A 14,809-nucleotide genomic window follows, 5' to 3' on the forward strand; every position below is an offset into this window, starting at 1 on the left:
TTGGTTAGAAAAGACTACTTGCGGGAAGGGTCGTTCATGAACTGGTCCCAGGCTTCCACTTCGGCTTTCGACCGGCCTTTTTTCAGGGCGACCGGTTCCCGGCGTTCGATCTCGAAGAGGAGAACCTCGCCGGCGCGGAGTTGGAACGGGACGCGGATTTCCCGATCGGACGGAGTGGTTGCGATCAACTCGACGGCGGGCTGGCTGTGGGAGCGGAGGAGGCGTTCGGTGGTTGTCGTGAGATTCTGAGGACGCCCGAGGCGGACCCAGGTTTCGAAAGCGCTTCCCGTCCCGGGAGCTATCCGGCTGGCGACGACGACCGGCGCTTCGGAGTCGGGCCAAGGGAGGCGAATTTCGTCTTGCCAAACCGAGCCCTCGGCGGCCGGACGATCGAAGGCGAGGAGGACGCGAACGGTTTCGCCATCCGTGGTGGAGATCACGGTGCCGTGACCCGGAATCGGCGACCCGGTTTCGACGGAGAGCCGCGGACCGGTCATCCGAGCGAGGAACTCGAAAGCGTGGAAGTGAGCCTTGGGATGGCCGTGGATATTGATGTAGCCGTAGGTGGAATCGAAGGCGCTGTGCGGCAATCCGGCTTCTTCGAAGATATCAGAGGCGATCCAATAGCAAAGGGTATCGACGGAGTGGTCGAGTTCGGTGCAGATTCGGACGATCAGCGGCGCTCCGAAGGCGGCGTCGACGGCGCTGTTGTTGGTCCAGCTGACCGCATCCGGGGATTCCGCGTAGAGGGTGTTCCACTCGGTAAAATGCAATTCCAGATCGGGGAGACGGGAAGCTCGCACCTCGGCTTTCACCTCCTTCACCCGGCGGATGAAAAAGTCGCCGCCCTCCTCCGGGGCGCCCGGTTCGCCGCCGAGTTTGTTGTAAACGTCCTGCGGGTAATAATGAGTGGAAACGAAATCCAGGGGGAGGTTGTGATCGACGCAATGGTCGATTAAGTCGGTGACCCAGGAGCCTTTGGAGCTGGCCGGACCTCCGACCCGGAGCGCGGCGTCGACCGCTTTGATTTCGCGGGCGCTGATCTCGTAAAGCCGCCAGTATTCCTCTTTGGTGCCGGACCAGAAACCTTGCAGATTTGGTTCGTTCCAGACCTCGAAGAACCATTGGCGGACCTCGGCGATGCCGTAGCGGGAGACCAGGTGGCGGGTGAAGGCGCGGACCAGTTCGCCCCATTCCTCCCATTGTTTCGGAGGGGAGACATTCATCCTCCATTCAAAAATAGTCTGGGTCCCGGAAGCGAGGGCGGCGGGCATCGGGTTAAGTTCCACGAACGGACGCAGACCCATCCCGAGCAACGCGTCGTAGACCTTGTCGACCTGGTGCCATTGGAAGGCGAGGGAACCGTCGGGTCGACGCCGGACTGCCGCCATGTCGTCGTGGAAGATGCCATGGAATCGGCAGTAGTTGTATTTCAACTTCTGCTGGGCCATCCGGAGATGGTCGAGGGTGTCGTGGCGCAGGAGTTCGTAGGCGCGGCCGACAGCGATGCAGTTTTTCCAAGGCGCCCGGAACGGGGCGACAGTATTCGAGGGATCGATTTTGATCATTTGGCTGTAAGGAGACTTATTTGTGGTCCGGCACCTCGAGGCGGAAGTCCGGGCGGAAGGAAGCTTCGCCATCCTTTAGCGGGGTCAACAGGACGGTAAGTTCGATTGGTTGCCCGTCGCGGGCTTCGATTTCGATCGCCAGCATGGCGGTTCCGTCGTTGGTCCGCTCCTCGGGGTGGGCCGCTTCGTCGAGTTCGTGGGGATTGGTGGAGCGGATTTTGAACGCGGCCTCCGCCGGTTCGAGGATCGTCGCTTCCAGTTTTTTTCCATCCTGCCGGAGGAGGGCGCGGTTGCCGTCCAGTTCAATCTCCGCGGCGGTGATCATGGCCCACCGGAAGGTCGCGCCGGCTTCGGCCCCTCGCACCCAGTCCTGGATGAGGATCTGCTTCCGCTCGAGCATGGCGAAGCCGCGGTGCACCGATTCGGCCTGGCCGGCGTAGGCGGGGCTCAGGTCAATGATGGCGTGACTGTTTTGCGGTTCGGAGTGGAATTCGGTCACCCGGGTCCGGACGCCGACGCGTTGGTTTTTGTCGTCGATCGTGATGGTGTTGTGCCCGCGGTTGGAGAGTCGGAAATAATCCCAGCGTCGTCCCTCCTGATGGCGTTCCCAGTAGCCCGGCAACTCGTAGGACTCCGCGCCGAGGTTCAACGCCCAGCGAACTCCGAGCGCGTCGAAGACGAACGTGCCGATATCGAGATGGCCGTGCGCCACCCCGTTTTCGCCCCCCTTGAAGGCGAGGTAAAGCGCGTCGGGATCGTCCCAGGAACTCCGCATGGCGGCGACTTCGGCCCGGCCCCTGAAATAGCCGTCGAGGGGAAGATCGTCGTAGGTGACCTTCGCGCCCGCGTCGGTGAACCAGACCACCAGCAGGGCGAGGAAACGGTCGAGCGTATCCTCTTCCATGAGACGCCCGTCGCGCATCCGTTCAAGGTCGCGGGCCACCACCTGGCGTTGGTTGAACGCATAGGCAGGGCGATCGAATTCCTGGGCGAGCCAGAAGAGAACCGGGGTGAAAAAGGCGACCGGTTTGGCGTCTCCAAAATTAAAATACAGATTGGACGGTCCGACCGCGTGGATGTGGAAGGCGCCGGACTTGCCCATCGCTTCGTATCCATCCGCATCTTCCAAACCTTGCAAATCGTCGAGGGCGGTGCGGAGTCCGGCGAGCATCAAGGCGTTGTAGGTGGCGCCATAGGCCCAGTAAGTCGGACCCTCGTCCCAGGCGCCGTCGGGGAGGAAATGCTCCATCGGCGCCTGGATCGATTCGACCGCGTGTCCGATGATTTTGGATGCGAGTTCCGGCTCGTGGTCGGCGACCGCGAGGGCGGAAAGAACCAGTCCGGCGTTGCAGACCTGGTTCCAGTTGGTGTCGCCCCGGGTGAAGAACCAGCGGCGGGCCTCGTAGGCCTCCAGGCCGGGGCGCAAGGCGTGGCGGACGATTCCATCGACGATGGTTTGGCGTTCCTCCTCGGTGAGCCGGTCGTGGATCCAGTCGTAACCGATGGCCATGAGCGCACCCATTTCCCCGATGTTCAGGAAATGGGACGGATACCAGTCGCGGAAACCGGCGGCGGCGAGCAATTCCTCCTTGATCCGTTCGGCCAGTTGGTCGGCCAGGTCGTCGTCCTCGGTCATGCGCAAAGTGACGCCCATGTTGAAGATCCGGAACATCGCGGCCCGGCGCTCGGCCTTCATTCGTTGTTCGCTGGCGCGGGGGTCGTCGAGGCGGCGGCGGATCACCGGTTCCTCGAGGCCGGTCCGGGCCTCGTCGGCCACAATGGCGAGGAGATCCCGTAAGAGCGGTTTCCGCTCGGCGGTTTCCCGCACGCGGATCTCATCTTCCTGGGTGAACAACAACCGGGGATGGTCCCGCAGGGAGGACCAGTCGGGTGACGGGAACAAGGAAGGCGTGAACATGGAAACGAAAAGCGCTGAAAGAAGAGTCCGGGTGATCATATTTGGTGCGAGGTTGATTACAACGTTCACATTCCGTGGGTGGCAACACAAGAAAAAACGCCCCGCCGGGCGGTTCCTTGGTGTGTTACAGAGCGGCGAAGCCCCGGGCGAGTTCCGTATCGCGGAAGAAATTAGGGGTTTCGGAGGCGGATTGGGGGGAGCGGAGAGAAGGGGAATCCCGGCTCTGCTTAAAAAAGGCTTGTGATTCAGTCCTAACGTTTACATTCATGATAGTATGCCGTTCCTTGGATCATTCGGGATTGTTGGAGCGGAAATGGGAGTGAGGATGATTAAAGACGAGCATAGAGCAATGGAGCCGGGATTCCGGGGGTCGGTGAAAACGATAGGTCTCCGATGAAAATCCGCGACGTTGAGACTTTTCCGATCCGGTTGGGGGCTCGGATTCCGTTTCGTTACGGAATGCTCGCCAAGAGGGAAGTCACCCACTTGTTGCTGAAGGTCACGTTGGAGACGGGGGCGGGAATCGAGACGGGTTTCGCCGCCGACCATCTTCTCCCGCGATGGTTCCGGAATGAGCTTCCGCGTCCCTTTGACGAGGAGGAAGACGAATTGTTCGACGTGGTCCTGGTCGCGGTCGAGAACGCCTTAGCTCTTCCCGCTTTCGGGACCCCGTTCGCCGGTTGGAGGGCGTTATGGGAAGCCCAGTCGGCCGTGGCTTCTTCCGAAGGATGGCCGCCGCTCTTGGCCCACTTCGGGACTTCGTTGATTGAGCGGGCGATGTTGGACGCGTATTCCAGGCAAAAGCGGGTTCCTTTATGGCGTTTGTTGCGGGGAGATGCGGGAATGGGAATCGATCTTGGCGTGCTGGATCCTTCGTTGTCCGGTGCCCGTTTGAAAAACCTGCTTCCGGATCAACCGCTCCCGCGAATAACCGTCCGGCATACCATCGGATTGGAGGATCCCTTGACCGACGCGGAGGTCGCGGAGCGCCCGGACGACGGTTTTCCGGTCTCGCTGATGGACAATATTTCCCGGTATGGCCTGCGAAGTTTCAAGATCAAGGTCGGGGGCGATCCTGCCCGGGACATTGCCCGACTGGAGGAGATTTCCTCCGTCGTCGTCGGCACCATCCGGGGGCAATTTTCTTTTACCTTGGATGGCGACGAGCGGTTTCCGACGCGTGAGGCGTTTCGGGAATTCGGGGCAAAGGTGTTGGAGAGGCCTAACCTCAATCGTTTTTTCGAACATTTGCGGTTCATCGAGCAACCGTTCCCCCGGGATCGTTTCGATTGTTCGCCGGTGGAAGCCTGGCCGGAACCGGCCCCGGTGATTATGGATGAAGGAGACGGGGATCTTTCGGGGTTCCCTGCTGCGGTGGCGGCGGGATACGCCGGCGTCAGTCATCGGAACTGCAAGGGAGTTTTCAAGGGCTTGCGGAATGCGTGTTTGGTGGCGATGCGCCGGCGGTTGGAGCCAGGTAAGCTCTGGCTGACTTCAGGGGAGGACCTGTCGAACATCGGTCCGGTGGCCTTGCCTCAGGATCTGGCGGTGCAGGCGGCGTTGGGGAATGGCGACGTGGAGAGGAACGGTCATCATCATTTCGCGGGAATGGCCGGTTTTCCCCGGGCGATGGCGGCGGCGGCGGCCGTAGCCGATCCGGATCTATTCGTTCCCGATCCGTTCTTTGGCGTTCGAATCCGGATCGAGCACGGGATGATCGATCTGGCCGGGGTTAATGCGGCCCCCTTCGGGATCGATCTCAACGCCGAAACGTTGGCCAGTCACGGGTGACGGGCGGGGGCGGTTGGATCTGGTAACTCATTTATTGCTCACCAGGCTGTTTCCTTCGACCCAGTCGCCATCCACCTGCAAACTCTTGACGAACCTCGGCAGGCCCCGCTCGTTGCGGTGAATGTGGGCGGTCAGCACGTCGACGGCGGCGGCGCCGATCGCTTCGAACGAGTTGCGGATTCCCGCGCAATCCGGGTGCATCGGCCACCAGCTCAAGGTGACGACTCCCAGGTCTTCGGGAATCTTCCGGCCGGTGGCAAGGATGATCGGGAATAGCGCGGCGGATTCGATGATCACCGCATCGGGCCGGTGCTGGGACAACCAGGCATCGGTCTCTTCCGGAGTCCAGTTCGAACGGACCTCCGGGGCGATCCACCGCGTCGCGGGCAAGTCGGGCCGCCTGGCTTTGAAATGCAACAACGGAATCCGTTCACGGCGTTCCTCCATGGAGGATTGGCCGAGGAATCCCAGGCGGCGGTAGCCCCGGGCTTCGAGTTCGGCGAGGACCCGGCCGATGGCGTGATGGAAGTCCTGGGCAACGTAGTGGACGGCCGGGGTGGTGAGGGAGCGTCCGATATGGACAGCAGGGTAGGCCTCCCAAGGAAACTCCGGCAGTGGCCCCGGGTCGAGGAGGGGAGCGATGATCGCTCCGCCGATGTGACGCGTCCGCAGGATGGTGTCGATCCGTCCGGCGTCGAGCCCCGGCTGGTTGACTTGCACCGGGTCGAGGCCGAAACCGAGTTCGGCCGCGCGGTGGTTGGCGGCATTGAACAGGAGTTGGGTCGGATTCCACTCCTTGAACGCCTTGCCGGTGGCGACCGGATCGTAATTGAGAATCCAGGCGAGATTCGACCGTCGCTCGGGCCGTTGCCGCCGGACACCGGTCAGCAAGGTCTGCATTAGAGGATTCGGGGTGTAGTCCAACGCCTTGGCCGAGGCGAGAACCCGCTCGACCGTCTGCGGAGAGACATTGTCCATCCGCCGGAGCACCCGGGAGACGGTGGCGCGGGAAACGCCGGCGTGGAGGGCGACATCGGTGACCGAGGCGGGGCGAGGCGGGGGAGGGTGATCGGGCATGGCGGCATGAGACGGAAAACGACGGGAGATTTCAAGCCCGATGTAACGCGTGTCATTCAAAAGGTTCGCCGGAGAGTGGGGGAGGCGATTCGATTCAATTCAAAATCCTAACGTTTAACCCATTCGATGATCTTATGAAAACTCCATTGATTCGACTTCCCCTGCTCGGCCTCTCCGCCTCACTGCTTCTTTTCGCCTCGACCGCCGGCGCGCAACAATTGTTGCTGCGCTACAGTTTCAACGAAGGCAGTGGCACGACCGTGACTAACCTGGGCAGCGAGAGCGCCGGAATATCTGACCTGACTCTGAGCGGAAATGCCGCCTTCGCGCTGAACTCGGGAGTCTCGGGGTTGCCCGGTGATCACGCTTTGGATTTGAGCGACGGTTCGACCGCCGTCGCGAGGAATCCGACTATCAGTCAGGCAGCGTATTCGAACCTCCGTTCGTTTACTGTCACTGGATGGTTTAAAACGGAGACCACCATTGGAGGAGGGGCTCGGTTGCTCGATTTTGGCGCCGGGGAATTTCAGCTTTTCGGTCATTCAGTCGGAGGGACACCGGGACATCTGGTGTTGGGAGCGGGCGGTGGCGTCCGTGTGTCGGACCTGGCTTACACCGCGACCAACGAATGGGTCTTTTTTGCGGCGACTTTCGATGGGACGATCGCCACAGCTTCACAACGAATCAACTTCTTCATCGGTGGAATCGATACCGAGGTGACTCTGCTGGGAAGCACTGCCGGAAGTAATGCTCCCGGTACCATGGCGAATCGAGACCGGTTGGTCGTAGGCAATGCAGAGGACGAACTTCGCGGCTTCAATGGTCTCATGGATGATTTTCGCCTCTACGGCGAAACCAGTGGCGGAGCGGGAGCGCTTTCGATCGGTGAAATCGAATCGATCCGGTTGGCGGCGATCCCTGAGCCTTCGACCTACGCCGCGATTGCCGGGATCTTGGTGCTTGGTTTGGCCGCGCTGCGTCGGCGCCGGGGTGCCGGGGCGAAGCGGGCACTTAGTTAGAGCGTGTCCGAAAAGGTTTCCGGTCGTTCCCTGGCTGTAACAGCGGGGAAGGCAACACACCCCACCATGCTCGCGCATGGTCCCCCCCTCTCAAGAGGGGAATTGCTCACAAACAGGTTCCCTCTCGAAAGGGGAGAATTGCTCGCAAGAGCGGTGAAGTGTGTAGTGGAGCCGATCCGGTGAACGCTAACCCTATTCGGACGGGCACTTAGTTAAAGCCATCGGGGAAAGGGGCGGCAGGAGGCCAACTCTCCCAGTTCAATGACACTTGAAACGCCCGCTGAAAAAGCGGGCGTTTTTTTTGTTGCGAAAGCGGTGAAATCAGCAATCCTAACGTTGGAAATGAGCGTGGAGTGGGGAAAGACGAAAGTAACGGGAAATTCTCCCAGGAAATCGGGGGGATTTGCAACCTGTGATTGCCGAAGGACTTTCGATGGGTCAAATTCGAATGATTCGTTTGAACCAATTTCCGCGGGAACCCGAGGATTCTCGAACGCCGTAAACTGACCAGAGACCATGAGCCTTACCACCAATGGCAGACCGAGCTTGAAAATGATGGCCGAAAAATCCGGCCTCTCGATCAAGACGATTTCGGATATTATCAACCGGGACAAGAGTCACCTCTACCGGGAGTCGACCGTTCAGAAGGTGATGGAGATGGCGCGGGACTTGAACTATCGTCCCAATCGAGCGGCCCAGTTGATGAGGTCGCCTCGGAATTCGATGATCGGGTTTCTGACGTGGAATTTCAACCGATACACCGGGGAGATTTCCAACTATTCCGTTTACCCGTTCCTCATTGGATTGAGCCATCGGCTGCTCGAGGAAAACTATCATCTCGGTCTGATGGAATTGGAGGAGATCGACGACCCCGATAGTCCGGAGATTCCCAAGATCTTGCAGGAACATTTTTACGACGCTTTCGTCGTGCAACACGCCCATGTCACCCCGCAGGCCGAGTGGCTGAAGCGGTCGGGGGTTCCGATCGTCTGGTGGGACAACGGCAATTTCCGGCCGGAAAACTGTCTCCAGCGCAACGAGATGGAAGTCGGCCGGATCATTACGAGGAATTTGGTCGAGCTCGGACATAAGCGGATCGCCTTTCATTGGCCGGAGCGCCTCTGGCGGGTCTACGAACGGAGGGGGAGTGAGGCAACCGCGCCCGAGGCCAAGCCGGAGCAAAGCAAGACCCAACTCCTGCCTGGAATGCATTTCAGCTTCGTCGACCGCTACATGGGATATCTGGCCGGAATGAACGAAGCCGGCCTTCAGCCCGAACGAATCGTCGAAGGAGCATCCACGAACGTCGATGGTGAAATTCGCTCGAAAAAGCTCACGGCGCTGATTCTTGGGGCTGGATCTTCGCTCGCGTGGTTGAACCGTCCGGCCACGGAAAACTGTCTCCGGGTGCCGGAGGACATTTCCCTGGCCGGGTGCGACATTGAAGCTCGCCAGCCTGCAGCATACATGCCGTTCACCGGAGGAATGACCTACGACCGGTATGATGCCGGGCGGGCGGCGGGTGACATGTTGATGAGGTTGGTGACAAAGGGGGAGACGAAAGTCCCCAGCCAGCAGTTGCTCGGTTCTTTTCAAACCGGTAATTCCATCCGGAAATTGTGAGGGATTTCATCCGTCGAGGCCGATGGCCGGGCATCGTCGGAGCCCTGCTTGGTCTCCAACTGGCGGTTTCCGCCCTCGGTGCCTCCTCGGAAGACGGTGTAGGCGTCGAGACGTACAATTCTATGGTAAACACCGATATTTTTCCTTTGAACCCCGCGCAGCGGGACCGGCTCGGCAGGGGGTTGGACCGGATGGGGGAGCGTTTTAACGAGGCGGAAAACATGGTGAGTCGGCGGCTCACCGCCCCCCATTATCACACGGGATTGTCGGAAGGGGTGGTGCACGATACGAGGCAGAGCATGCATTACGCGGTCGCCTTGATCGATTCGGGCGAACCGGCCAATCTCGAGCGGGGATTCGCCATCGTCGAACGCGTGTTGACTTTGCAGGAGACCGATCCGGCCCAACCGACTTTTGGCATCTGGCCGTATTACCTGGAGGAATCGCTTGATGAGATGCTCCGTCCGGATTGGAACTGGGCCGATTTCATCGGCGCTTCGTTGCTGGAGATCCGTTTGAGTCACGCGGAAGAGATCCCGGTCGAACTCCGCGGAAAGATCGACGCCGCCCTGCAGCGGGCGGCCTATTCGATCCGAAAGCGGGACGTCGGTCCGGATTACACCAATATCGCGATCATGGGGGCGCTCGTGACGCTGTTGGTTGGGGACACCTTCGGATTGGAGGATCTACAGACGTATGCCCGGGAGCGTTGGAATCGGTTCTACGAGTATACCCTGGAGGAAGGTGGTTTCACCGAATTCAACAGTCCAACCTATACCCTTGTCGCTTTGAACGAACTCTTCCGAATGCTCAAATACGTCCGCGATCCCGAGATCCGCTCGCAAGTGGAAGACGTTTACCGGATCGCCTGGAAGGAGATCGCCATCCGCTTCCATCCGCCGACCGGTCAATGGGCGGGGCCCCACAGCCGGAATTACCGGACGCTTTTATCGGAAGGCCGACGGGTGATGCTCCTCGAGGCCGCGTCCCCGGATGTGGAGGGGAACGAAGGTCGCCCTTCTCTCAACGCCCACCGCAGGCAGCATCAGTGTCCCCCGGATCTGGCGCATTATTTTCATCAATGGACCGAACCGCGGGAGGTGGTGCAGGTTTTCGAGAAAGGGAATCCACCGGTGGTTGGGACCACCTGGTTGGCCGAGCGTTACACGATCGGGAGCGTCAACCGCGGTGATTTGTGGAACCAGCGGCGATCATTGTTGGCCTATTGGGGAACCGTCGAGTCCCCGTCCTACCTGCACCTTCGCTTCTTGCGGGACGGCTATGATTTCGCCGCCGCCCAGTTTTTCAGTGCTCAATCGAAAGGGCGGGTGGTCGCGGGGATCAATTTCGCCTTGGATGGTGGACGGACCCATCTTCATTTCGATCCGATCGAAAACGGGGTATTCTCCGCCGGTGACCTGCGGGTGCGGTTCGAATTCGGGGGGAGCGCCCGGGAGATCCGGATGGCGGCGCCGTCCGTGTTGGACGAGGCCATCGTAGTCGAGCACGACGGGATGACCTTGGAACTGATTTCCCGGTATGCGGTTTTGGGCGATTTGAAAGGCCATTGGGAGGTGGGGCGTGATGAGGAGACGGCGTGGCTCGATCTCGTGTTGTATTCCGGCCGGGAGAAGGAGTTTCCGCTCCGCGACATGGAAGAGGCGGCGGTCGGTCTGGCGGTGGGAATGGTCGGGCGAGGGGAGTCGGACGACCGGGAACGGTCGGTCCGGAAAGCGGAAATGAACCGGAGCGGCGATGATTTGCGGCTTTCTTGGGGAGAACTTTCTCTCGCGTTACCCGTTCGGCCCGCGGGAAAGGCGGAACTGCAGCGGGCGGTGCGCTAAACCGACGGCGGTGGACGGTTGATTCGGTGGGGATTATCCCTTGACCGCGCCGAGTTGGATGCCGCGGATCAGTTGCTTTTGCAGGAGGACGAAACCGATGATCATCGGAATAACCGCCATGGTGACGGCGGCCATCAGGAGATGGGTGGATTGGCCCCGGCTGGAGTCGAAATAGAGGAGACCGATCGGCAGGGTGTATTTTTCCACCGTTCGGAGCATGACCAACGGCCAGAAGAAGCTGTTGAAATTTCCCATGAAGGAGAAAATCGTCAAGGTGATCAGGCCCGGACGGGAGAGCGGCATGATCACATGCCAGAAAATCTGCCAATGGCTGGCACCGTCGATGTGGGCCGCTTCGTCGAGCGACACAGGGATTCCGAGCATGAATTGCCGGAGGAGGAAGGTGCCGAAGGCGGTGAAGGCCGCCGGAAGGATCAGGCCGATGTAAGTGTCGACCAGGCCCAATTCGATCATGATCGCATAGGTCGGGACGATCATCACGATCCCGGGCAGCATCATCGTTGCCAAATAAAGCAGGAAAACGGTGTCGCGGCCTCGCCAGCGGAGGCGGGCAAAGCTGTAGGCGGCCATCGAGCTGGTCAACACTTGGAGGAAGGTGATGAAGGCCGCGATGAAAATGCTGTTCCAATAAAAACGGGCGAACGGAATGATCTCGAAGACCTCCCGGTAGTTGCCCCATTGCCAGACCTGCGGTATCCAACTTTCCGCGTCGACCTCGGTGAGCGGTTTGAGACTGGTCAGGATCATCCAGAGGAACGGGAGCATCATGAGGATACTCAATCCGGCCAGGAGGACGTGCCAGCGGACGCATGCGAAGAGGGAGGAGTCTTTTCGTTCGCCTTTCATGGAGATGGGTCAGTCGTTCAGGTGGCGGCTCCCGACGCGCCAGTTGAGCAGGGTCGCGGTAAAGACCATGACGAAGAGGATCCAGGCCACCGCGGAGGCGTAGCCGAGCCGGCCGGTTTCGAATCCTTCGGAATAGATGTAATAACTCAGCGTGGTGGTCGCCCCGGCTGGTCCCCCTTGGGTCATCGCCCGGGCCATCTCGAAACCGCCTTGCAAGCCGTAGATCACGCTCATGATCACGATGAAAAAGGTGACCGGGGCGAGTTGCGGCCACGTGATCGCGCGAAACTTGTCCCACTTTCCCGCGCCGTCAATGTCGGCCGCTTCGTAGAGTTCGGGTGGGATGTTGGAGAGACCGGCGAGGTAAAGGATCATGTTGTTCGAGCCGATCGCCGCCCAGAGGCTCATCATCATCAGGGAAGGTTTCGCCCAGTGGTAATCCGCGATCCAAGCCGGTGGTTCCAATCCCTGGGCAGCCAACTCCGGCAGACGGTGGGCGGCGATCCCCAATCCGAGAACGATGACCAGCACCGTCATGAGAACGAATCCTCCGACCAGTGCGTCGCCATACCCTTTGAACAGATGGGTCGCTTCGAAGCGGGAGCGTCCCCGGAGGTCGAGCGCGATCCAGATGGCGACCACGGCGCAGGCGACCATGGGAAGCCAATGCCAGCCGGAGGGGGAGAGCCAACGATAGGCGAGGAAAAAGGCGATGCCGATGAAACCGGTCCCGAGAATCAGCGATCCGCTGCCGAGGTCGGAGTCAATCCAGGCTCGAAGCAAACGCCGGCCCCCCCATCCGGCGATGGCCACCATCACGACGGTGAAGAGCAAAAGACCGGCCACGCCGTATCCATTTGGTAAATACGATTGGATGGACTCGACTCTCTCCAGGAGCGGGCGGAGATAGAGATTGATCGGCCCGTTTTGGGGTTCGTAGAGTTTTTTCCAGAGGATGTAGATGGCGACCCCTTGAGTGAAATGGGGGAGATAGAACAACGTGCGGTAAAGGGTGGTGCCGCCGGCGATTCCGCCGGTGAGGATCAGTCCGAACAGGCCGCAGAGCAGGACGGCGAAACCGCTCAAACCCATTCCCAAGGCAGCCAGCATCAAGGCGGCGACGATGCTGACCAACGTGAGGAAGAGGCGGAGCAGGGACCCATTGTAGCCATCCTGGGGTGCTTTGAAGAGGAGGAGGGCGGCCCCGAGACTGCCGGCGATGCCGAACGGAATCACCAGCATCAGGAAGAGGGTGTTTCCGAGGTATTGCCAGAAGTGGATGTCCTGGAAAAGGCGGATGAAATTCTGGATACCGATGAACCGGACCCGATCGTCGCGGAACATGTTGTGCTGTTGGAGATCCCAGTTGGTGAACGCCATCACGAAACTGGCGACGAGGGGAATGCAGGTGAAGGCGAGGAAGCCGAGAAGGTTGGGCGAGATGAAGATCACGCCGGTCAGAATCTGCCGTCGTTCGGTTTTTCCCGGAATGAATTTCCGTTTCGGGGGATGGTTCAGGCCGCCTTCCGGAAGGAGACCCTTGGGAGCGGGGGAGGGGGAGGCGCCCGTGGTTTGATTGGAGTCGAGAGTATTCACAACGATGGATCGGCCCAGCCCATCTTCTGGTAATAGGCGCGGTGATATGGATTGTCGATCCAACTGAGCGGGACCGGTTCGCCGCGGGCGAGGAGGGTTTCGATTTCCCGTTGCCGTTGCGAAGCGGCCTCGTGGCGTTCGCGGAGCGCGGGCCGTTCTTCGAGGACGCGGATGATCTCGCGGTTGATTTCCTCCTGCATCATCCGGGCGGCGTCGGCGGCGGTGATCCGGTTATTGATGAAAAGGTCGAAGGCCCGGAGTTGGATGCGGGAGGCGGTGGAAGGAAGAATGTAGTAGTTGTGGTCGAGGGGAATCGCGATCTCGCGGGCGGCGGTGGCGAAGATCTCGTGGATCCCCCATTCGTTGGGATGGTTGGGCGGGCGGAGGAATTCCTCATGTTCCGTGAAGATCGGGTTGGGCGGAAGCCCGTCGCCGTCGCGGACGATTTGCAGGTTGTATTCCTCGCTCGCCAGGTAGGCGAGAAAGTAGACCGCCAAATCGCGGTGGCGGGCCCCGGCGTAGACGGTCGGGATAACTCCCACCACCAGGGAGTTGGGAAATTCTTTGGCGGGAGGTTCGCTGACGGAGAAGGAGAGCGGCTCGGGGAACTGGCGGAATTGGGTCACCGCGAAGCGTCCCATCATGATCATGCCTATGCGTCCCTCGCGGAAGAGGTGGAGGCTCGCTCCGCCGAAACCGGCCCCGCTGGTGAAGGCGGCCCGGTCGGCGGCGCTCGGGATCAGGCGGTCGACGAAGGTCCATTGGTAAATCCGCTCGAGCACTTCGACCATCCGCGGATCGTCGACGATCGAAGCGGTCATGGTTTCGTTGAAGGTGCTGAGACCCTGGCTCCGATTCATGATGGTGACCAGAGTCATCGGATCGCTTTGGTCGGGGAGGGCGAAAAAGGTGCGGTGACGGGGATTGCCGGCGTTGGCCCGGGCGACGAACTCTTTGCCGATCCGTTCGAAGGTGTCGAAGTCCCAGCGGTGCGGAGGGGGGGCCATGCCGAGGTCTTCGAAGGTCTTCCGGTTGACCCAGAACATGAAGGTGCTGACGTTCCGGGGATAACCGTATTGGCGACCATCGATCATGATGGCCCCTTCCATCGCCGGATACGTGGAATCGGGACCGAAGCCGAGTCTCCGGGCGTCCTCGGTGACGTCTTTCAGTGTGCTGAGGTTGTGGAAAAGGATCAGATCCCGTTTCCCCCGGTAACAATCGACGATTTCGCCGGCGACTCCGGAGACCGATTGGATCAGTTTTTTCGAGATCTCGTTATTCGCGGCGTCCAACCGGAGGTGCATGCGGGGGTGGTCGTTTTGCTCCAACCATCGCATGAATCCATCGATTTGTTCCTGGCGCGCGGGATGGGGGTCGGTCACCCAATGGAGGACAGGCACGTCGCTCCGTTGGTCGGGGAGGCTTTTCCAGGTGAAGAAGGACGCGACCAGGAGTAGGCCGGTCAAGGCCAGGAACAGATGCTGCATAGCCGGTCGGCGGAGA

The 14,809-nt window shown here is 60.3% G+C and carries 10 protein-coding genes; 4 read left to right on the forward strand and 6 right to left on the reverse strand.

What is annotated here, in order from left to right; translation table 11 throughout:
• Positions 1–14: 14 nt before the first annotated feature.
• Positions 15–1,568 carry a GH39 family glycosyl hydrolase gene (locus tag ACWUI2_RS11330; protein ID WP_486982960.1) on the reverse strand — a complete coding sequence of 518 codons (1,554 nt, stop codon included), beginning with the start codon at positions 1,566–1,568 and terminating at the stop codon, positions 15–17.
• A 16-nt stretch (positions 1,569–1,584) separates the two neighbouring features.
• A complete protein-coding gene (locus tag ACWUI2_RS11335; RefSeq protein ID WP_486982961.1) occupies positions 1,585–3,486 on the reverse strand; it encodes a heparinase II/III domain-containing protein in 1,902 nt (633 codons plus the stop codon).
• Between the two features lie 393 nt (positions 3,487–3,879).
• On the opposite strand from ACWUI2_RS11335, the gene ACWUI2_RS11340 reads away from it, so the two are divergent.
• Positions 3,880–5,277, forward strand: a complete 1,398-nt coding sequence (locus ACWUI2_RS11340) for a hypothetical protein (RefSeq protein WP_486982962.1) — start codon at positions 3,880–3,882, stop codon at positions 5,275–5,277.
• Positions 5,278–5,304: 27 nt separating this feature from the next.
• On the opposite strand, the gene ACWUI2_RS11345 is transcribed toward ACWUI2_RS11340, so the two are convergent.
• Positions 5,305–6,354: a LacI family DNA-binding transcriptional regulator gene (locus ACWUI2_RS11345; RefSeq protein WP_486982963.1), complete on the reverse strand. Its 1,050-nt coding sequence runs from the start codon at positions 6,352–6,354 to the stop codon at positions 5,305–5,307.
• Positions 6,355–6,488: 134 nt separating this feature from the next.
• On the opposite strand from ACWUI2_RS11345, the gene ACWUI2_RS11350 reads away from it, so the two are divergent.
• The 3 genes from ACWUI2_RS11350 (at position 6,489) to ACWUI2_RS11360 (ending at position 10,840) form a co-directional block, all read left to right on the forward strand.
• Positions 6,489–7,373, forward strand: coding sequence for a LamG-like jellyroll fold domain-containing protein (locus tag ACWUI2_RS11350; protein ID WP_486982964.1), 885 nt, complete (start codon positions 6,489–6,491; stop codon positions 7,371–7,373).
• A 516-nt stretch (positions 7,374–7,889) separates the two neighbouring features.
• Positions 7,890–8,996 (forward strand): LacI family DNA-binding transcriptional regulator, encoded by a 1,107-nt coding sequence (locus tag ACWUI2_RS11355; RefSeq protein ID WP_486982965.1) that lies wholly within the window; start codon positions 7,890–7,892, stop codon positions 8,994–8,996.
• Positions 8,993–10,840: a hypothetical protein gene (locus ACWUI2_RS11360; protein ID WP_486982966.1), complete on the forward strand. Its 1,848-nt coding sequence runs from the start codon at positions 8,993–8,995 to the stop codon at positions 10,838–10,840. The genes ACWUI2_RS11355 and ACWUI2_RS11360 overlap by 4 nt, the downstream gene beginning before the upstream one ends.
• Before the next feature lie 33 nt (positions 10,841–10,873).
• Here ACWUI2_RS11360 and ACWUI2_RS11365 read toward each other — a convergent pair whose 3' ends face one another.
• From ACWUI2_RS11365 to ACWUI2_RS11375, 3 genes are read right to left on the reverse strand one after another with little or no spacing between them, the layout of a single operon-like run.
• Positions 10,874–11,707: a carbohydrate ABC transporter permease gene (locus ACWUI2_RS11365; RefSeq protein WP_486982967.1), complete on the reverse strand. Its 834-nt coding sequence runs from the start codon at positions 11,705–11,707 to the stop codon at positions 10,874–10,876.
• 9 nt (positions 11,708–11,716) lie between these two features.
• Positions 11,717–13,303 (reverse strand): carbohydrate ABC transporter permease, encoded by a 1,587-nt coding sequence (locus ACWUI2_RS11370; protein ID WP_486982968.1) that lies wholly within the window; start codon positions 13,301–13,303, stop codon positions 11,717–11,719.
• Positions 13,300–14,793: an ABC transporter substrate-binding protein gene (locus ACWUI2_RS11375; RefSeq protein ID WP_486982969.1), complete on the reverse strand. Its 1,494-nt coding sequence runs from the start codon at positions 14,791–14,793 to the stop codon at positions 13,300–13,302. The genes ACWUI2_RS11370 and ACWUI2_RS11375 overlap by 4 nt, the downstream gene beginning before the upstream one ends.
• Between the last annotated feature and the right edge of the window lie 16 nt (positions 14,794–14,809).

It is taken from the genome of Verruconatronum alginivorum, assembly GCF_056590205.1.